This is a genomic window from Streptomyces sp. HNM0574 (assembly GCF_012726235.1).
In the GTDB taxonomy this organism is placed as follows: Bacteria; Actinomycetota; Actinomycetes; order Streptomycetales; family Streptomycetaceae; genus Streptomyces.
Genome location: NZ_JAASAH010000011.1, coordinates 55,968 through 74,887 on the forward strand (window position 1 = coordinate 55,968; position 18,920 = coordinate 74,887).

The following is an 18,920-nucleotide window of genomic DNA, read 5'->3' on the forward strand; positions in this document are numbered from 1 at the left end:
GTCGTCAGGCCCGGCTCAGCCGCAGCGTGACGAGCTGGAACGGGCGGAGGGCGAGCCGTACCGTGCCGTCCTCCCCGGGCGTGAGGTCCGGCCCCTCGGGGTCGGGGCGTTCCAGCAGGTCGCAGGCGGTCACCCGGCCGACGGGGAAGCCAGGCGCGAGGGTGGCCGCCGCGCGTCCGCCGTGCGCCTCGTGGCAGCGGACGATCACGTCGCCGCTGCCGTCGTCGGCGAGCTTCAGCGCGGTGACGGTCACGGCCTCGTGGTCGAAGGTGACGAGCGGGGCCACCGCACCGGCGCCGGTGGTCCTGCGCTCGGGGTGGCTGATCCGGTGGCCCTCGCGTACGGCGTCGCCGATGCCGGCACCGGGGACGAGGGCGTAGCGGAAGCAGTGGGTGCCCTGGTCGGTGTGCGGGTCGGGGAAGCGCGGCGCCCGGAGCAGGGACAGCCGGACGGTGGTGGTCGTGCCCTGCCCTGCGGGCGCGCGGGTGACGTCGTGCCCGTAGGTGGAGTCGGTGACGAGGGCGACGCCCCAGCCGGGCTCCGCCAGGTGCACGAAGCGGTGGTTGCACGCCTCGAACTTGGCCGCGTCCCAGCTGGTGTTGGTGTGGGTGGGCCGGTGGAAGTGCCCGAACTGGGTCTCCGCCGCGTACCGGTCGGTGTGCAGGTCCAGGGGGAAGGCCGCCTTGAGGAACTTCTCCGTCTCGTGCCAGTCGATCTCGGTGTCGATGTCGAGCCGCGCGGAACCGGCGGTCAGGCTCAGCCGCTCCACGGCGTGGGAGTCGCCGAAGCCGCGGACGACGCGGACGGTGGCGGTGCCGGGGGTGCCGGTGTCGAGGGTGAGTTCCTCGGCCTGGGTGAGGTCGGTGACGGTGTTGCGGTAGAAGGCGTCGACGTCCCAGGCATCCCACATGTTGGGGAAGTCCGGGTGGAGTTGGAGCAGGTTGGCCGCGGCTCCGGCCGGTACGGTCTCACGTCCGGCCCGCAGGTCGTACGCGGAGACGACCAGTCCGCGCGCGTCGACGGTGACTCGCAGCAGCCCGTTGTCCAGCACGTAGCCGCCGTCCCGCGGCTCCGCCGAGACGGCCGGCGGCCCGCCCTCGGGGACGACGGCCGCGCCGCCGGCCGGCACACCGTTCCTGGCGTGCGGGGCGCTGTTGAACTCCAGCGGCACCTGCCCCTCGCCCGCGAGCGCCCGCTGTGCCGCGTCCACGATCTCCCGCAGTTCGGCGGTGACGCGCGCGTACGTCTCACGGGCCTCGCGGTGCACCCAGGCGATGGAGGATCCGGGCAGGATGTCGTGGAACTGGTGCAGCAGCACCGTCTTCCACAGCCGGTCCAACCGCTCGTACGGGTACGGGAAACCCGCCCGCACGGCGGCCGTCGCCGCCCACAACTCGGCCTCCCGCAGCAGGGATTCGCTGTGCCGGTTGCCCTGCTTCGTCTTCGCCTGGCTGGTCAGGGTGGCGCGGTGCAGCTCCAGGTAGAGCTCGCCGGACCACACCGGCGGATTCGGGTACTCCCGCTGGGCCTTCGCGAAGAACGCGGCGGGCGTCTCCCAGGTCACCGTGGCCGAGCCCGCCAGGTCCCGCATACGGGCCGCCTTGGCGACCATCTCGCGGGTGGTGCCCCCGCCGCCGTCGCCCCAGCCGGTGGGGGCGAGGGAGCGGGTGGCGGCGCCCTTTTCCTTGAAGTTGCGGGCCGCGTGGGCGATCTCCTCGCCCTTCATCGCGCAGTTGTAGGTGTCGACGGGCGGGAAGTGCGTGAAGATCCGGGTGCCGTCGATGCCCTCCCAGTCGAAGGTGTGGTGCGGGAAGGAGTTGACGCGGCTCCAGGAGATCTTCTGGGTGAGCAGCCACTTGGCCCCGGCGGCCTTGATGATCTGCGGCAGCCCGGCGGCGAAGCCGAAGGTGTCGGGCAGCCACACCTCGTCGTTCTCGATCCCGAACTCGTCCAGGAAGAACCGCTTCCCGTGCACGAACTGCCGGGCCATGGCCTCCGATCCGGGCATGTTGGTGTCCGACTCGACCCACATGCCGCCCGCCGGGACGAACCTGCCCTCGGCCACCGCCTTCTTCACCCGCGCGTACACCTCGGGCCGGTGCTCCTTGATCCAGGCGAACTGCTGCGCCTGCGACATGGCGAACACGAACTCCGGCTCGTCCTCCAGCAGCGCCGTCATGTTCGAGGCCGTACGCGCCACCTTCCGCACCGTCTCGCGCAGCGGCCACAGCCACGCCGAGTCGATGTGCGCGTGCCCGACGGCACTGATCCGGTGCGCGGACGGTTCGGCGGGCGCGGCCAGCACGTCCCGCAGCAGCTCGCGCGCGGCGGCCGCGGTGCCGCCGACGTCCTGGAGGTCCACGGCGTCCAGCGCGCGGCCGACGGCGCGGGTGAGCTCCCAGCGGCGTGCGCCGTCCTCCGGGAGCTCCCGCAGCAGTTCGCCGAGCACCTCCAGGTCGGCGACGAGCTGCCAGACGGTCTCGTCGAAGACGGCCAGGTCCATCCGCGCCAGCCGGTACTGCGGCTCGCTGCCCGCGGTGTCCTTGTCGCCCAACTCGGTGGGCAGGAACGGGTGGTAGTCGAGGATGACGGGGTTGGACGCCGCCTCGACGTGCAGGTCGACCCGCTCCCCGCCGGACGCCCGGTCGGCGACGCGGACCCACTGGTTGCGCGGGTTGAGGCCCTTCACCGGCGAGCCGTCCGGCCGGTACACCAGGCCCTCGCACTGGAAGCCGGGCATGTTCTCGTCGAACCCGAGGTCGAGCAGCGCCTCGACGGTCCGGCCCGCCCACTCGTCCGGGACGCTCCCGGTGACGCGGAACCAGCTCGTCCCCCACGGCGCGCCCCAGCGCGCGCCCACGGCGACGGGTTCGTGCGGCGCCGCGATCCCCTCGGCGACGGGAACAGGCTCCCCTGGCGCATGCCAGACGGTCACCTCCAGCGGGACGGAGGCCGGGTATACGGCGGGGCGGATGCGCTCGTCGAGGACGCGGGTGAGCCGGTCCTCGGTCAGCTTGCGGTCGTCATGCATGTGCGGTGCTCCGGGGTACGGGGCCGACGGTCGGCACGGGGCGGATGCGGGTACGGGGTGCGGCCGTCACCAGGGGTGGACGACCGTGGCGGGTGAACCGGCCGTGTGGAGCGGGCCGATGGCGCGGATCTCGGCCCGGAGGGCGGGCTCGTCGCCCTCGGGCCGCAGGTCGGGCAGGTGGAAGACGGTCTGGCAGGTGCCGCCGAGGAAGCGGCGGCTGCCGTCGGGCAGCACCCGGTGCAGCTCGTAGTGGCGGGTGGCCGCCGGGCCGCGTCCCCGGCGGGGCGGCTGCCAGGCCAGGCGCAGCGCCGTGCCGCCCCCGTCGCGGGAGACGCCGGTGACCCGGGCCCGCGTGGGACGCCCCGGCGCGGGCGGTCCGGTCCCGTCGTGCACGGCCAGCGCGCCCAGCCGCCAGCTGACCCGCGCGCCGGGGCCCGCCGTGAGCCGTACGCCGAGGGCGCGGAGCGGCCCGTCGCCGGCCTCCCGGGCCCGGGCGAGCAGCGCCCCGGCGTCGACGGTGACCGTGCTCCACCCGGTGCCGCCCGGCGGCACGGCGGCCACCGGCAGGAAGGTGTACGGGGGCGGCTCGCCGGGCCCGTCCGACTCGCGCCGGGCGAGGGCGAGTTCGACGGTGAGGCCGCCGGAGCCGGGTCCGGTGCGGTGCGTGAGCCGGACGGTCGTCGCCGGGGTCAGCGGCAGGCGGGTGGCGTACAGCTCCACGGTGGCGGGCGTCCCGGGGACACCGTCGACGAGGAGGCTGCTGCCGCCGCGCCAGGCGTCGGCGAAGTCGAGGGAGATCTCCGGGCGGGCGCCCTCGCCGTGCACGGCCCAGCGGCGTGCGGGCAGCGGGTCCTGGAGGCCGAGGTGGTTCCAGGGCGAGTCCGAGGTCACACGTCCTTCCTCGTACCAGCGCAGCCCGTGCCCGGTGTTGAAGCAGGTGGCGAACGGAAGGGCATCGGCGGTGGAGCGGTCGGCGACCACGGCGGCGGGGGCCCGCCAGGCGTCCGCGCCGTCGCCCGGCCGCGTGGCGTCGAGCGCGGGCCCCGACCAGAAGGCGTCGTCCGCGGCGTGGAACCGGCCCGGGTCGCGGCGGTCCTTCTCGGGGAGGTGGTGGAGGGTCCAGTCGGGCCGGTAGAAGCCGAGGCCGGTGACGTGCGGGCGGTCGAGGGGAACGAAGGCGTCCCAGTCGGTCCGGGTGTGCCGCCCCTTCTCCTCGACGTCGACGCCGGCCCACAACTCGTAGCGGTCCCGGCCGAGTTCGACGGCGAGTTCGCCGGAGGAGGCGAGCCGGTCCGGGGTCCAGCGGAAGTCCAGGAACATGGTGTCGGCGACGCGCCGCCGGCCGTCCTGGAAGAAGTCCTGGTTGCGCCCGTTGAGCGCGCCCTGCCACTCGACGTCCCCGTCGCTCGTCATCGCGTCGTACCAGGTGAGACGCAGGCCGTGGGTGTCGGAGAGGCTGCGCAGGCGGCGCAGGAAGCCTCGGGTGTGCGCGGCGAGCCGCGTGTCGCCGCCCTCCGTCTCGGCGTTGACGAACCAGCCGTCGAAGCCGAGCGCGGTCGCCGCCTCGGCCAGCTTGTCCGCGAGCGGGTAGCCGCCGCGGTCGTCCTGCTGGACGAGTTCGCGTGCCCACCGCAGCTTTCCGCCGTGGTGCACGGGCGGCAGGAAGACGGTGCCGAGCACGGGGACGCCGTTGCGGTGCGCGGCGTCCACGACGGGCGCGTTCGGCGCGACGATCAGCCCCTCCCCCGCCGAACCGCCCCAGAAGACCAGCTCGTCGAGGTACGCCCAGTGGCTGAACGCGTACGCCTCGGCCGTGGCACCGCCCTGGGACGGGTTCCCCGAGGTGTGGCCGAAGGCGGCGAGCGCGCTGATCCCGGCCTGCCCCGCGCGGGCGGTGGTGTGGGCCGGTACGGGCGTGAAGCGGGCGGCGAGCGGCACGGTGGACCGGTTGAACGGCAGGTCGGGGTCGTCCTCGGGGCGCCAGGTCTTGAGGCTGCGGTGGACGACGCCCGGGTCGGGAGGGCCCTCGGGCAGCGAGTCGGGGAACCAGTAGGGCGCGTACGCGCGTGGCGCGTCCCCCGTGCCGCGTGCGGGCCGGGCGGCGCCGGTGGCGGTTCCCGTCCCGGTGAGCGCGGCGGCCGCCGCGGCTCCGGCGAGGACGACGGTGCGCCGCGTGGCACGGGAGGAGGGGGGCGGGGTCGCTGGGGTCACGTGAACTCCGCGTGGGCTGGGGGGTGTTCGGCGGGCCGGGGTCAGCGGGTCTCGGACGGGGTGACGGTCTCGGTGATGCCGCGGGCGGCGAGGTGCGCGGGGTCGGCGGCGTGCTCGGCGAGGACGACGGCGGGGCGTACGCCGTCGGCGGTGAGCCGCGCGAACGCCTCGAACACGTCGCCGCCGGGCGCGCAGGCGGCCCGCTCGGCGACCGGGCCACCGGCGGGCAGGTCCGCGACGAGCGCGGTGGTGCGGGGCGCGGGCGGCCGCCAGCCGGCGCGTACCCGGGCCGCGGCCCCGGCCAGCGCGTGCGCGGCGGGCTTGGCCTGCTGGTCGTTGCTGAACAGGCCGAGGCCGTACTCGAGTTCGGGGAAGTCGGCGAGCTCCCGGGACACGTCGTGCGAGCACCACCAGGTGACGCCCCACAGGTCCGGGCAGTCCAGGGCCGCCTCGACGGTGGCCGTGGTGAACGCGGCCGCGTGCCCGGGCGGGATGTGCGGGGAGGGCGCCCCGGTCTCCTGGAGCCAGACGGGGCGGTGCGGGTCCCCGGCCCACGCCTTGGACAGTTCCGTCAGGTAGGCGGCGTGGTGCCGGGTGGCGGTGCCGTCGTGGCCGTGCCGCTGCGCGGTGCCGTTGAACACCCAGGAGTGGACGGCCGTCACGGCGCCGAGACGGGCCGAGTGCGCGGGCGTGAACGGGTGGCCGTCCTGGTACCAGGCGGCGTCGTACGAGGCGTGCAGGTGGAGCTTCCCCGGGGCGCCGTCCTCGCAGGCGGCGAGCATCCGCCGCAGCCACTCGCCCGCCTGGGTGTGGGTGATCCGGTCCGGGTCGGGGTGGGGCCCGGAGGAGAACTGGTTGACCTCGTTGCCGACGGTCATGCCGAGGAAGTTCGGCCGGTCGGCGAGCGCGGCGGCGAGGGTGCGCAGGTACGCCTCCTGGCCCGCGAGGACCTCGGGGTCGGTGAAGATGCTGCGCCGGTGCCAGGTGGCGGTCCAGGCGGGCAGGAAGTCGAAGCTGGACAGGTGGCCCTGGAGCCCGTCGACGTTGACGTCGAGTCCGCGCTCGGCCGCCGCGTCGGCGAGTTGCCGCAGCTGTTCCACGGCGCGTGGGCGGATCAGGGTGCGGTTGGGCTGGAACAGCGGCCAGAGCGGGAAGACCCGGACGTGGTCGAGGCCGAGGGAGGCGACGGCGTCCAGGTCGGTGCGTACCGCGTCCAGGTCGAAGTCCAGCCAGTGGTGGAACCAGCCCTGCGCGGGCGTGTAGTTGACGCCGAAGCGGGGGGCGGTGGGTGCGGTCATGCGGGTCCGTCCTGTGGTGGGGGGGCGGGTGGGTGGTCAGCCCTTGACGGCGCCCTCGCTCACCCCGCGGAAGAAGTACCGCTGGAGGCAGGCGAACATCACGATCAGCGGCAGCACCGCGATGATCGTGCCCGCGGCGACGAGCCGCTGGTCGTCGGCGAAGGTGCCGTGCAGGTAGTTGAGTCCGACGGTGAGGGTGAAGTTCTCGGGGTCGGACAGGACGATCAGCGGCCACAGGAAGTCGTCCCAGGCGGCCATGAACGCGAAGATCGCGACGACCGCGAGGGTGCCCCTGACCGAGGGCAGGGCGATCCGGAAGAAGCGCTGCCAGACGTTCGCACCGTCCACCACGGCCGCCTCCTCGACCTCGTAGGGCAGGTGCGAGAAGGCGTTGCGCAGCAGCAGGACGTTCAGCGCGCCGATGGCTCCGGGCAGCACGACGCCCGCGAGGGTGTTGTTGAGCTGGAGCTCGCGCATCATCGTGAACTGCGCGATGACGATGCTCTCCAGCGGGACGAGCATGGCCAGCACGAACACCGCGAGCGCCGCGGCCCGCCCGCGGAAGCGCAGCCGCGCCAGCGCGTACCCGGCGAGCGAGGCGCCGGCCAGGTTGGTCAGCACGGCGGCGACGGCGACGGTGAGCGAGTTGAGCGCGTAGTCCCAGACGGGGATGATCTCGGCGACGCCCGCGTAGTTCTCCAAGGTGGCGTCGGCGGGCAGGAGTTGCGGCGGGTAGCGGTAGACGTCCTCGCCCGGGCCCTTGAGCGAGGTCGACAGCTGCCACAGGAACGGGCCGACGGTGAGGGCCAGTACGGCGAGCAGCAGCGCGTACCGCAGGGCGATCTGCCAGGCGGGCATCCGCCGCCCGGCGTCGTCCGCGGCGAAGGGGCGGCGGCGGTTCCGGCGCGGGGGTGCGGGGGCCGGTTGCGTCATCGCGGGTCCTCCTTGCGGCTGGCCCGGAGCACCAGCGCCATCAGGCCGAGGGTGACGGCGAAGACGACGACGGAGAGCGCGGAGGCGTAGCCGACGCGTCCGTTGAGGCCGGTGCCGACCTGCTGGATCAGCAGCACCAGGGTGGTGTCCTCGCCGGCCGGGCCGCCGTTCTCGCCCGCGAGCAGGTACACCTCGGAGAAGACCTTGAAGGCGCTGACCGAGGAGAGCGCGCCGACCAGCACCATCGTGTTCCGCAGCGCGGGCACGGTGACGGTGAGGAAGCGGCGTACGGCGCCGGCGCCGTCGACGGCGGCCGCCTCGTGCAGCTCCCTGGGGACGGCGCCGAGCGCGGCGAGGTACACGATCATGTAGTACCCGAGCCCCTTCCACACCGTCAGCAGCATGGCGCTGAGCAGCAGCAGCCAGGGGTCGCTGAGGAAGGAGACGGGGCTCGCGCCGAGCGCCTCCAGGATGCCGTTGACCAGGCCGCGGTCGTCCAGCAGCCAGACCCAGATCAGGCCGACGACCACGACGGAGGCGACGACGGGGGTGTAGAAGGCGGAGCGGAAGAAGGTCATCCCGGGCAGCTGCCGCTGGACGAGCATCGCCAGCAGCAGCGGCAGGATCACCAGCAGCGGCACGACGACAGCGACGTAGAGGGCGCTGTTCCGCAGCCCCGTCCAGAACATCTCGTCGTGCAGCAGCTCACGGAAGTTGGCGAGCCCGACGAAGCGTCCCGGCACCAGCGTCCGGTTGTCGGTGAAGGCGTTGCCGACGGTGCTGAGGAACGGGAACAGGCTGAACGCGCCGACGGCCAGCAGGCCGGGAGCGAGGAACAGCCAGGGCGCGGACGGGCGTTGCCTGCGGAGCCCGGGGCCGGTGCCGCGCGCCCGTGGGCGGCGCGGCGCGCTCCGGGCCGGCGGCGGGGCGCCGGTTCTCACGGTGGCCATCGCGGGGCTCCCCTCAGCCGATTCTCAGCAGCCGGTTGCACTCCTCGGCGGCCCCGCGCAGGGCCTCCTCGGGCGTGGCGTCGCCGCGCAGGGCGCGCGCGACGGTGTTCTGCAGGACGGTCTTCATGTCGTCGCTCAGCAGGACGGGGGTGTAATTCACCGCGTTCTCCAGGGACTTGGCCGCGGCGACACGTACCCGGGTCTCGTCGGTGCCGTCCTGCCGGGTGAAGTACGGGTGGTCCAGCGCGCCCCTGGTGCTGGGGAAGACGGCGGTCTCGTGGGCGAAGTCCATCTGGTTCCGCGCGTTGGTCACGAAGTGCGCGAAGGCCACGGCCGTCGCCTTGTTGCCGCCCGCCGCGTTGACCATCAGGCCCTGGACGTACATGTTCGGCCTGCCCGTGTTGTCGGGCGCGTCGGTGATGCCGATGTTCCGGTACAGGCTCGGCGCGTCCTTCTTGAACTTGGCCAGGTCCAGGGCGCTTCCGGGGTTCATGGCGACGGACTGCTGGAGGAATTTCCGGCCCGCCTGTTCGGGCGTCGCGGTGAGCACCTGGGAGTCCAGGGCACCCGCCTCGTAGAGCTCCTTGTACCGCTTCAGCAGCTCGACGCCGCGGGGCTCGTCGAAGGTGAAGGCGGTGCCCTCGCGGTTCATCAGCCGTACGCCGTACCGCCCGAAGTCCTCGACGGTGGGGGTGTTGGCGAGGGTGGCGGTGCGTCCGTCGCTGTTGCGGGCGAGGGTGAGCGCGTCCTCGAAGAGTTCGGAGTAGGTGCGGGGCGGGTCGTCCGGGTCGAGCCCGTTCTCCTCGAAGAGGCGCTTGTTGTAGAACATCGGCCCGGTGTTGAGGTACCAGGGGTACGCGTAGGTGCCCCGCATCCCGGGGATGCGGTGGCTCCGCCAGGCGGCGGGCAGGTAGGTGTCGCGGTGCTGCGGGGCGGCGCTGTCGAGGTCGACGGCGAGCCGGGCCTTCGCGAGCGGCGCGACAAGGTCGGGCGAGACGTTGACGACGTCGGGCAGGGTGCCGCCGGCGGCGTCCGCGCTGATCTTGTCGGCGTAGCCCTCGGCGGGCTGGTCGATCCATTTCACCCGCGTCCCCGGGTACTTCCTCTCGAAATCCGCGATCAGCCGCCGGAAGTAGTCCTGGAAGGTGGCGCGGAGATTCCAGGTCTGGAACGTGATCGTGCCGCGCACCTCGCCGCGGGCGCTGCGCGTGTCGACCTCCTCGGTGCCGGGCGCGCAGGCGCTCAGCAGCAGCCCGCAGGCCAGCGCCGCGGCCGTCCGGCGGGAGGGCGGAATTCGGGGGGAACTCGGAGAACGCACTGCGCAACGGCTCCTTCGCACAGGTCCGGTGACGGTGCTGGGGCGGCCGGGACAACGGGTCGGACATCGATGTCAGCCGTGAGCACCGCACGACAAACTGACCCCGCCACGGGGCAAAGTCAAGGGCCCGGGAAGCGTGAATTCCCGGGCCTCGCCGGAGAGTTGGCCCTCCCCCGGAAAAGCGCGTCCGGCCTCTTGCCGAGATCTCGGCTAATGCGCTTTAGTTGCCGACCACTGAACCGCTTTAGCCCCCGGCGGTCCCGCAGCAGCACGGAAGGCCGGTCGCGATGCAGCCCAACCCCGCGCCGGACGGCCCCCGTTCACCGGCGCGCCGGCCGACCATCAAGGACATCGCGCGGCGCGCGGGCGTGTCCGAGAGCGCCGTCTCGTTCGCGCTGAACGGGCGCCCCGGCGTGTCGGAGCGCACCCGCGAACGGGTGCGGCGCGTCGCCGAGCAGGCGGGCTGGCGCCCGAGCACGGCGGCCCGCGCGCTCTCCGGCGAGGGCGCGGCGACGGTCGGGCTGGTGCTCGCCCGCCCCGCCCGCACGCTGGGCGTCGAACCCTTCTTCCTGCGGCTGATCTCGGGCGTCCAGCAGGTCCTGGCCGAGCGGCGGTTGGGCCTGCTGTTCCAGGTCGTGGAGGACGTGGAGGCGGAGTGCGCCGTCTACCGGCACTGGTGGGCCGAGCACCGGGTCGACGGCGTCCTGATGGTCGACCCGCGCGCGGACGACCCGCGCCCCGGCGTCCTGGAGTCCCTCGGCCTGCCCGGTGTCGTCATCGGCGGCGAGGCGTGCGGCCCCGGCCTGTCCGCCGTACGGGCCGACGACGCGGGGGCGATGGCGGAGGTCGTCGGGCATCTGCACGGGCTGGGGCACCGGCGGATCGGGCATGTCGCGGGGCTGCCCGGGCTCGCGCACACCGAGCGGCGCATCGCCTCGCTGCGTGCCGAGGCCGGCCGGCGCGGGCTGGCCGTCCGCTCCCTGACGACGGACTACTCCGACGCCGAGGGCGCGGCCGCCACCCGCCGTCTGCTCGCCGGGGAGCCCCGGCCGACGGCCCTGGTGTACGACAACGACGTGCTGGCCGCCGCCGGGGTGGCCGAGGCGGCCGGGCAGGGGCTGGCCGTGCCGCGCGAGCTGTCCCTCGTCTCGTGGGAGGACTCGGCGCTGTGCCGGATGGTCCACCCCTGGCTGACCGCGCTGGCCCGCGACCCGATGGACTTCGGCGACCGCGCGGCCCGCGAACTCACCCGCCTGCTGGACGGTGCGGCCTCCCGCACCGCGCGCCTCCCGCTCCCCCGCCTGACCGTCCGCGAGAGCACCGGCCCGCCGGAGCCGGAGTAGCGGGGCCGCCGCAACTGCCCGCGCCGTACTCCTTCTCGGCATACCAACCGCCCGGTACGCTCGCCGGTGCTCAACTCGCCCTGCCGTCACTCCCGTTGGGAGGCGCGATGCACCTACGGCTCAGACCACCGTCCCGGCAGCGCACAGGGTCCCGGCAGCGGTTCCGCCGGGCGGCCCTCGCGGGCTCCGCACTGCTCCTCGCGGCGACCGCGCTGCCCGCCGCCGCGGCCCCCGGGCCCGCACCGCCGGACGACCGGCTCGCCGACGGCCCGTACGCGGCCGTCATCCGCTACACCGAGTACGGCATCCCGCACATCACCGCCGAGGACTATCCCGGGCTCGGCTTCGGCAACGCCTGGGCCCAGGCCACCGACCAGATCTGCGTGCTCGCGGAGGGCTTCGCGACCGTACGCGGCGAACGCTCCCGCTGGTTCGGCGCCGAGGGCAAGCCGGACGGCTCGCTCTCCGCCGCCTCCAGCAACCTCGCGAGCGACCTGTTCTTCACCGGCGTACGCCGCGCCGGCACCGTGGAGCGCCTGCTGAAGCAGCCGCCGCCCGCCGGGATCAGCCGCGAGATGCGCGAGCTGTCCCGGGGCTGGGCCGCCGGGTACAACGCCTGGCTGCGCGAGCACCGCGAGGACATCACCGACCCCGCCTGCAAGGGCAAGCCCTGGCTCCGGCCGGTCACCGGGACGGACGTCGCGCACCGCGAGTTCGCCTTCGCCGTGCTCGCGGGCCAGGGCATGGCCGTCGACGGCATCACCGGCGCGAAGCCGCCGGGTTCCGGGAGCGGGGCCCCGAAGAAGGCGTCCGCGCCCGACGCGCGGGAGACGGCCCGGCAGGCGCGGCGGCTGTTCGACCGGGGCACCGCCGACATGGGCTCCAACGCCGTCGCCTTCCGCGGCTCCACCACCGCCAGCGGCCACGGCATGCTGCTCGGCAACCCGCACTACCCGTGGTCCGGCGGGCGGCGCTTCTGGCAGTCGCACATGACCATCCCCGGTGAACTGGACGCCGCGGGAGGCTCGTTGGTGGGCTCGCCCACGCTGTCCATCGGCCACAACCGGCACGTGGCCTGGAGCCACACCGTCGCCACCGGCGCACCGCTCAACCTGCACCGGCTCACCCTCGACCCGTCCGACCCGACGGCGTACACCGTCGACGGGAAGACCGAGCGCATGCGCGAGCGGAAGGTGACCGTCCGGGACCGCGAGGGGAAGCGGATCACCCGCAGCCAGTGGTGGACCCGCTACGGCCCCGTCGTGACCAGCCTCCAGGGGATCGACCTGCCCTGGACGGCGGGGACGGCGTACGCGCTCAACGACCCCAACGCGGGCAACCTCCGCGCCTCGCAGACCGGTCTCGGCTTCAGCCGGGCCCGCGACGTGGACGGCATCGCCGAGGTGCTGCGTACGACGCAGGGCCTGCCCTGGGTCAACACCCTCGCCGCCGACTCCGGCGGGCGCACCTACTTCGCCCAGTCCCAGGTCCTCCCCCGCGTCACGGACGGGCTGGCCGCGCGGTGCAACACCCCGCTCGGCCGGATCACCTTCCCGGTCTCCGGGCTCGCGGTGCTCGACGGGTCCCGCTCCGGCTGCCGTCCCGGCACCGGCCCCGGCGCGATCCAGCCGGGCACCTTCGGCCCCGGCGAGTCGCCGGTCCTGAAGGACGCGCCGTACGCGGAGAACTCCAACGACAGCGCCTGGCTGACCAACGCCGACCGGCCGCTCACCGACTACCCGCGCATCTACGGCGACCACTCCACCGCACGCTCGCTGCGCACCCGCGGCGGCGTCCAGGACGTGGCGGCCATGGCGGACCGGGGCGGGCTCACCCTGGACGACCTGGAGCAACAGCAGTTCGCCAACCGGGTCCCGGCCGGTGACCTCGCCGCCGCCGACGCGGCACGGGCCTGCGCCGCACTGCCGGGCGGCACCGCGAGAGGCAGCGACGGCAGACCCGTCGACGTCTCGCGAGCCTGCCGCGTCCTCGCGGCCTGGGACCGTACGGCGGGCACCGGGAGCGAGGGCGCGCTGCTCTTCGACCGCTTCTGGCAGAAGCTGACCGAGGCGGCGAAGCCGGCCGGGCCGTGGCGTACGCCCTTCGATCCGGCCTCGCCGGTGACGACGCCGCGCGACCTCAACACGGCGGCGCCCGCCTTCCGTTCGGCACTGGCCGACGCCGTGGCCGAGCTGGACCGGCACGGCATCCCCCTGGACGCGCCGCTCGGCGAGCACCAGTTCGTGGAACGCGGCGGCACCCGCCTGCCGGTGCCCGGCGGCCCGGAGGCGCTGGGCGTGTGGAACCAGACGCGTGCCGTGTGGGACGAGGCACGGGGCGGATACCGCGAGGTCGACAACGGCTCCAGCTACATCCAGGCCGTGACCTTCGGCGACAAGGGCTGCCCCGTACGGGCCCGGACGCTGCTGACGTACTCCCAGTCGCAGAACCCGAACTCACCGCATCACAGCGACCAGACCCGGCTGTACTCCGAGGGTCGGATGGTGCGGGAGCGCTTCTGCGAGCGGGACGTGCGGGACGCGCCGGGACTGCGGACGGTGCGGGTGAGCGGCGGCTGAGCCGTGGCGGCCGGGCCCGGATTCCGCATCCGGGCCCGGCGGTCAGCCGAGGGTGGTGAGCAGGGGGAACATCACGTGCGCGTCCCTGCTGCCGCCCGGGTCGTCGCACGCGCCGGAGCCCTGCGGCTTGCCGTCCTTCTTGAGGGCCTGGAGAAGCTGGCCCGCCCCGGCGAGAAGTCCGCCGATTCCGGCCAGTAAGGCACCGATTCCGTTGAGATCGAGGTCCGGCATGATCGCCTCCGGTCCCGTGGGCCGGACACGAGGAAGCCTCAGCTAGCGGACACGCTTCAGCTGTGCGGAGCCCCGGGGAACCGGCCTCTCCCCGGACGACTCGCCCCTGCGGCGGCCGGTCGTCGACCGCACCGCGGGACTCTGCACTCGGATCATGCGCACACCGGCCTCCTTCCGCTCCTCGGCGGGCTGATGACGGTCTCTCACCTTACGAGCGCCGGCCCAGCCGCACAACACCCTTTCCCCCGGGGCCGGTTGACGCCCGCCCCCGGAACGCACCGCGCCCCGCGTCCCGTGAGCGGCGGGGCGCGGGGCGTGCGGCCGGGCGGGCTCAGCGGCTCCGGAACCACTCCGAGACGACCTGCCACAGCGAGGGCCGGCGCGTCTGCCCCGGCACCCGGGCGCCGTCCGGCGCGACGGCCCCGCCGTCCGGCGCCGTGGCCGTCGCGGTGGCGGAGGCCGGACGGCCCTCCGTCCCGCCGCCGTTCGCCGTGGCCGCCGCGGCACCGGGCCCGGGGAGACCGGCGCCGCCGAGCGGCTCGGCGAGCAGCTCCGCGTCCTCGTCGCTCTTCCGGCGGCGCGGGGTGAACGCGACGGGCAGCGCGACGAGGTGGCGGGAGACCCAGGAGGCGCGCCAGTCCAACTCGTCCTCGGCGACGGCCAGATGGAGGTCCGGCAGCCGCATCAGCAGGGTGTCGATCCCGGTGTCGGTGATGGCCCGGCCGAACTCCTGGCCGGGGCACTCGTGCGGGCCGCTGCTGAAGGCCAGGTGCGAGCGGTTGCCGAGCATCGGCGCGTCGATGTCGGGCCGGATCGCCGGGTCGACGTTGCCCGCGCCGAGCCCGAGGAGCAGCATCTCGCCCTCCCGGATCTGCTGGCCGCCGAGTTCGGTGTCGCCGGTGGCCCAGCGCGCGGGGACGACGGTGAGCGGCGGCTCGTTCCACAGCACGTGCTCGACCGCGTCCGGCAGCGTCATGTGCCCGCCCGCGAGGGAGGCGCGGAAGCGCCGGTCGGTGAGCACCATGCGCAGGGTGTTCGCGACGAGGTTGGCGGTCGTCTCGTACCCGGTGAGCAGCACCACGCGCAGGTGCTGCACGACCTCGTCCTCGGACAGCTCGGAGCGGTGCTCCAGCATCCAGGAGGCCAGGTCGCGGCCCGGTTCCTGCTTCTTGCGCCGGACGACCTGCCGGATCGTCCCGGTAACGAAGTCGTTGCTCTCGACGGCGTTCTCGGAGCCCTTGATCAGGTCCCGGCTGGCCTGCACCATGCGGTCGCTGTAGTCCTCGGGCATGCCGATCATGTGCGTGAGCACCATCATCGGCAGGTGCTCGGCGAACTGGCCGACCAGCTCCGCCTTTCCGCGGGTGCTGAACTCGTCGACGAGCTGGTGCGTGAAACGCATGATGTGCCGTCGGATGCCCCGGCGGTCGATGCGCCCCATGCTCTCCGTCACGGCGCCGCGCAGCCGCTCGTGGTCGGCGCCGTCCGCGAACATGCAGGTGGGCTGCCAGGCGACCACCGGCAGCAGCCTGCTGTCCTGGGCGACGTTGCCCTCCTTGAGGTCGCGCCAGCGGCGCGAGTCGCGGGAGAACCGCGAGGGGGTGCGGGTGACTTCGAGGTTCTCCCGGTACCCGAGGAGCAGCCAGGCGTGCAGCCCGCCGTCCAGCTGCACCGGGGCGACGGGGCCGTGCTCGGCGCGCAGCCGCTCGTACAGGCCCATGGGGTCGCGCTCGTTCTCGGTGCCGAAGAGGTCGGCCAGCCCGTCGACGGGCCTGCGGCCCTTCGGCGGCGCCGGTTCCGAAGCGGCCTGCCCCTCCGCGGAGTTGGGGCCGTGGGCGGCGTGGGCCGGGCACTCCGGAGGCGGTGCGGCCGTGCTCTCGAACGGGGAGGAGCCCCCGCGTGGGGAGGGGCCGGACGATGATGCGGTCACTGCGGCTCCGGGGTCGAGGTGGTCAGGGTGTGCAGATAGCGCATGAGGGTCATCAGCGCGTCGCGGCAGGAACCGCGGTCGCGGGCGTCGCAGTCGATCATCGGAACGGAGGCGGGGATGTCCAGGGCGGCGCGGAGGTCCTCGACGGGGTGCACGGGCGCGTCGGGGAAGGCGTTGATGCCGACGACGAACGGCACCCCGCGCTCCTCCAGCCTGCCGATGACGTCGAAGCTGACCTCCAGCCGCCGGGTGTCGACGAGCACGACGGCACCCAGCGCACCCTCGAACAGCCCGTTCCACAGGAACCAGAAGCGCTCCTGGCCCGGGGTGCCGAACAGGTACAGCACGAGCTGCTCGTTGATGCTGATCCGGCCGAAGTCCATGGCCACGGTCGTCTCGGTCTTGCGCTCGACCCCGGCGACGTCGTCGACGCCGACGCCGGCCTGCGTCATCGTCTCCTCGGTCGTCAGCGGTCTGATCTCGCTCACCGAGCCGACGAGCGTGGTCTTGCCCACGCCGAAGCCGCCGACGATGACGACCTTGACCGCGGCGGCGGCCGAGGCCGGAAGAGTGTCCTCGCTGCGCGGGCCGACGAACTCCTCAGAGATTTTGGAGTCCATGCATCACCGCCTCCAGAAGTTCGACGTCGGGCAGCGAGCTCGTGGGGATGGGGGCTCGTGCCTCGACATGGCCGCCGTCGAGCAGGTCCGCGAGCAGCACCGTGACCGTGGATGCGGGCAGGTGCAGGTACGCGGAGATCTCGGCCACGGACAGCGGGTAGTTGCACATGCGGATGATCGCTGCGTGCTCGGGCTGGGTGCCCGAGCTGGGCCGGCCCCGGGTCACGATGAGCGTGACGAGGTCGAGGGTGGCCCGTTCGGTGGGCTGGCTGCGCCCGGACGTCACGACATAGAGCCGCTCCGGACCGCCTTCCTCCCAGTTCTCCTGCTGTTCCTCCAGGTCCTTCTCTTCCGGTACATCGCTCATGTGACCTGCCCGTCGACCCGCGGCGGGCTGGTGAGATGCTCACCGAGGCGGGCCACCAGGTCCCGCATCCGCTGCCCCATGAGCCCGGCGTCGACGCCGCTGTCGGCGAGCACCGCGAGGTACGCGCCGGCGCCCGCCGCCATGAGGTAGAAGAATCCGCCGCTGACCTCGATGACGACGAGTCTCATCTGCCCGTCGCCGTGCGGGAATTCGGTGGCGATGGCCGCCGAGAGGCTCTGCAGCCCGGCACAGGCGGCAGCGAGCCGGTCGGCGACGTCGATGTCCGTGCTGTACTGCGCCATGCACAGGCCGTCCGAGGACAGCACCACGACATGGCGGGTCTCCGGAACGCTGGATGCCAGGTCCTTGAGCATCCAGTCCATGTTGCGCCGCTGCTGTGTCACGTGCTTACTCATCCTTTTCTGACGGCTGGCCGCTGTGCGGGCTGTCCGGTACGCCGGGGGACGGTTCACCGTTCACGGCGTTGTGGAAGTCGGCCAGCCAGATCCCGGGCTGTACCGCGTCCTCCGTGCCGGTCCCCCGCTGCTGCGCGGTGCTGGAAGCGTCGCCCTGGCCCGGGGACATCGTCCGGGGACGCGGGTTCACGGCGGCCGACGAACGCCTGCGCTGCGGCAGGCCGTTGGCGTTGATCTCCGCCGGGGGCGGCTCGGCGGGCCCGGGGCCCAGCGGGCCGCCGGAGGCCGCCGGCCGCTTGGTGCCGAGGGCGCCGCCCGCCCCGTTGAGGCCGGTGGTGCTTCCGGTCCCGGCGCCCGCCGCGGTCCCGTTCGCCGGGGTGACCGGGCCGGACGGGGCCGGCTGCTGCTTGACCGGGGCTCCGGGACGGGAGCGCCTGCGCGGCGGGGGCAGCGAGGCGGCCTTGGCGATCTGGCCGCCGGGGGTCGGGGTCGTGGTCGTCTGGTCCTCAGGGACGATGAGGACGGCCCGGACCCCGCCGTACGCCGAGGGGCGCAGCGAGATGGTGAAGTCGTTGGCCTTGGCGAGGCTGCCGACCACGGCGAGGCCGAGCCGCGGGGTCTCCCCGAGGTCGTCGAGGTCGAGCCCGGCGGAGGCCTGCGCGAGGATCTCGTCGGCGCGCACCCGGGCCTCGTCGGTGAGGCCGACGCCCGCGTCCTCGATCTCGACGGCGACGCCGGACTGCACCTCGCTGGCGGTGAGATGGACCCGGGTCTGCGGCGGGGAATAGCGGGTGGCGTTGTCCAGGAGCTCGGACAGCGCGTGGATCAGCGGTTCGACGGTGGGCCCGACGATGCCGATCTCGGCGACGGAGTGCAGGTCGACGCGGCGGTAGTCCATGATCCGGGACATCGCGCCGCGCAGCACGTTGAACAGCGGGACGGTCTGCTGCCACTGGCGTCCCGGCCGGGCGCCGCCGAGGACGGCGATGCTGTCGGCGAGGCGGCCGATCAGGGCCGTGCCGTGGTCGAGGTGGAGCAGGTCGCCGAAGACGTCCGGGTCCTTGCCGTGCTTGTCCTCCATCTCCCGCAGGTCCTGGGCCTGTTGGTGCACGATGGCCTGGACGCGGCGGGCGATGTTGACGAAGGCGCGCTGCGCGGTGTCGCGGAGTCCTTCCTCCGCCTCGACCGCGTCGATGACGGCGCGCAGGACGGCGGCGTGCGCGGCGCGGAACTCGGGTCCGACCTCGGACTCGAAGGTGAGGCCGCGCAGCACCTCGTCACCGACGACGCCGCGCTGGAGGCGGTCGACGACGACGGGCAGCAGGTCGGTGGCGAGCCGCCTGGTCTCGGCCTCCTGATCGGCGAGGCGCTGCCGGTCGGCGGCCTCCCGCTCGGCCTGCTGCCTGCGCAGCGCGGTGATGGTGCGGCCGCGCCGCAGGGCCTCGCCCGCGACGAGGCCGACGGCGACGGTGGCGACGACACCGCACCAGGTGACCGGGAGCTTCGCTCCGGCCGGGGAGAGCAGTACCGCGGCGACGGAGGCCGCGGCCACCAGGACTGGGGGCAGTATCCACAGGGAGGCGGAGGCGGGCCCCCCGTCTTCGGGTGAAGAGCCGGCACGAGCCATGGGCATCCTTGGAACGCTCATCGAAGGGACAGAGGTGAGTGGTCTGTTGGGTGGGCTGCTGCGTGC

14 protein-coding genes are annotated in these 18,920 nt (G+C 73.8%); 2 read left to right on the top strand and 12 right to left on the bottom strand.

The annotated features are described in order from the left end of the window. Window positions 1-4 precede the first annotated feature (4 nt). From HCC30_RS19110 to HCC30_RS19135, 6 genes are all read right to left on the bottom strand, one after another. Window positions 5-3,031: a glycoside hydrolase family 38 C-terminal domain-containing protein gene (locus tag HCC30_RS19110; RefSeq protein WP_169443818.1), complete on the bottom strand. Its 3,027-nt coding sequence runs from the start codon at window positions 3,029-3,031 to the stop codon at window positions 5-7. A gap of 66 nt (window positions 3,032-3,097) precedes the next feature. Further along, entirely contained in the window at window positions 3,098-5,242 is a 2,145-nt protein-coding gene (locus HCC30_RS19115) for an endo-beta-N-acetylglucosaminidase (protein ID WP_169443819.1), read from the bottom strand. Window positions 5,243-5,283: 41 nt separating this feature from the next. After that, complete coding sequence (locus HCC30_RS19120) at window positions 5,284-6,540, bottom strand: glycosyl hydrolase (RefSeq protein ID WP_169443820.1); 1,257 nt, start codon at window positions 6,538-6,540, stop codon at window positions 5,284-5,286. A gap of 36 nt (window positions 6,541-6,576) precedes the next feature. Then, window positions 6,577-7,473, bottom strand: a complete 897-nt coding sequence (locus HCC30_RS19125; RefSeq protein WP_169443821.1) for a carbohydrate ABC transporter permease — start codon at window positions 7,471-7,473, stop codon at window positions 6,577-6,579. Beyond that, window positions 7,470-8,423, bottom strand: a complete 954-nt coding sequence (locus tag HCC30_RS19130; protein WP_206324037.1) for a sugar ABC transporter permease — start codon at window positions 8,421-8,423, stop codon at window positions 7,470-7,472. Before HCC30_RS19130 ends, HCC30_RS19125 begins: the two co-directional genes overlap by 4 nt. A 13-nt stretch (window positions 8,424-8,436) precedes the next feature. Then, window positions 8,437-9,717: a sugar ABC transporter substrate-binding protein gene (locus HCC30_RS19135; RefSeq protein ID WP_169443940.1), complete on the bottom strand. Its 1,281-nt coding sequence runs from the start codon at window positions 9,715-9,717 to the stop codon at window positions 8,437-8,439. 311 nt (window positions 9,718-10,028) lie between these two features. Here HCC30_RS19135 and HCC30_RS19140 point away from each other — a divergent pair, with 311 nt between their 5' ends. Continuing rightward, window positions 10,029-11,084 carry a LacI family DNA-binding transcriptional regulator gene (locus tag HCC30_RS19140; RefSeq protein WP_169443822.1) on the top strand — a complete coding sequence of 352 codons (1,056 nt, stop codon included), beginning with the start codon at window positions 10,029-10,031 and terminating at the stop codon, window positions 11,082-11,084. A 107-nt stretch (window positions 11,085-11,191) separates the two neighbouring features. Next, a complete protein-coding gene (locus HCC30_RS19145; protein ID WP_169443823.1) occupies window positions 11,192-13,663 on the top strand; it encodes a penicillin acylase family protein in 2,472 nt (823 codons plus the stop codon). A gap of 42 nt (window positions 13,664-13,705) precedes the next feature. On the opposite strand, the gene HCC30_RS19150 is transcribed toward HCC30_RS19145, so the two are convergent. The 6 genes from HCC30_RS19150 to HCC30_RS19175 form a co-directional block, all read right to left on the bottom strand. Next, window positions 13,706-13,894 carry a hypothetical protein gene (locus HCC30_RS19150; RefSeq protein ID WP_169443824.1) on the bottom strand — a complete coding sequence of 63 codons (189 nt, stop codon included), beginning with the start codon at window positions 13,892-13,894 and terminating at the stop codon, window positions 13,706-13,708. 331 nt (window positions 13,895-14,225) lie between these two features. After that, complete coding sequence (locus tag HCC30_RS19155) at window positions 14,226-15,824, bottom strand: cytochrome P450 (protein ID WP_346776695.1); 1,599 nt, start codon at window positions 15,822-15,824, stop codon at window positions 14,226-14,228. Further along, window positions 15,821-16,444: an ATP/GTP-binding protein gene (locus HCC30_RS19160; RefSeq protein ID WP_169443825.1), complete on the bottom strand. Its 624-nt coding sequence runs from the start codon at window positions 16,442-16,444 to the stop codon at window positions 15,821-15,823. Before HCC30_RS19160 ends, HCC30_RS19155 begins: the two co-directional genes overlap by 4 nt. After that, entirely contained in the window at window positions 16,425-16,811 is a 387-nt protein-coding gene (locus HCC30_RS19165; RefSeq protein ID WP_169443826.1) for a DUF742 domain-containing protein, read from the bottom strand. The genes HCC30_RS19160 and HCC30_RS19165 overlap by 20 nt, the downstream gene beginning before the upstream one ends. Continuing rightward, the gene (locus HCC30_RS19170) at window positions 16,808-17,215 is read right to left on the bottom strand and encodes a roadblock/LC7 domain-containing protein (protein WP_169443827.1); all 408 of its coding nucleotides are present in this window, start codon (window positions 17,213-17,215) and stop codon (window positions 16,808-16,810) included. The genes HCC30_RS19165 and HCC30_RS19170 overlap by 4 nt, the downstream gene beginning before the upstream one ends. Window positions 17,216-17,219: 4 nt before the next feature. Continuing rightward, on the bottom strand, window positions 17,220-18,854 hold the full coding sequence (locus HCC30_RS19175) for an ATP-binding protein (protein WP_240979720.1): 1,635 nt from the start codon (window positions 18,852-18,854) through the stop codon (window positions 17,220-17,222). Window positions 18,855-18,920: the final 66 nt, after the last annotated feature.

What these genes read in the sequence shown, in the direction of transcription:
- HCC30_RS19110 (WP_169443818.1), bottom strand. Translation starts at nt 3,031, where the DNA reads ATGCATGACGACCGCAAGCTGACCGAGGACCGGCTCACCCGCGTCCTC.
- HCC30_RS19120 (WP_169443820.1), bottom strand. Translation starts at nt 6,540, where the DNA reads ATGACCGCACCCACCGCCCCCCGCTTCGGCGTCAACTACACGCCCGCG.
- HCC30_RS19125 (WP_169443821.1), bottom strand. Translation starts at nt 7,473, where the DNA reads ATGACGCAACCGGCCCCCGCACCCCCGCGCCGGAACCGCCGCCGCCCC.
- HCC30_RS19130 (WP_206324037.1), bottom strand. Translation starts at nt 8,423, where the DNA reads ATGGCCACCGTGAGAACCGGCGCCCCGCCGCCGGCCCGGAGCGCGCCG.
- HCC30_RS19140 (WP_169443822.1), top strand. Translation starts at nt 10,029, where the DNA reads ATGCAGCCCAACCCCGCGCCGGACGGCCCCCGTTCACCGGCGCGCCGG.
- HCC30_RS19145 (WP_169443823.1), top strand. Translation starts at nt 11,192, where the DNA reads ATGCACCTACGGCTCAGACCACCGTCCCGGCAGCGCACAGGGTCCCGG.
- HCC30_RS19150 (WP_169443824.1), bottom strand. Translation starts at nt 13,894, where the DNA reads ATGCCGGACCTCGATCTCAACGGAATCGGTGCCTTACTGGCCGGAATC.
- HCC30_RS19160 (WP_169443825.1), bottom strand. Translation starts at nt 16,444, where the DNA reads ATGGACTCCAAAATCTCTGAGGAGTTCGTCGGCCCGCGCAGCGAGGAC.
- HCC30_RS19165 (WP_169443826.1), bottom strand. Translation starts at nt 16,811, where the DNA reads ATGAGCGATGTACCGGAAGAGAAGGACCTGGAGGAACAGCAGGAGAAC.
- HCC30_RS19175 (WP_240979720.1), bottom strand. Translation starts at nt 18,854, where the DNA reads ATGGCTCGTGCCGGCTCTTCACCCGAAGACGGGGGGCCCGCCTCCGCC.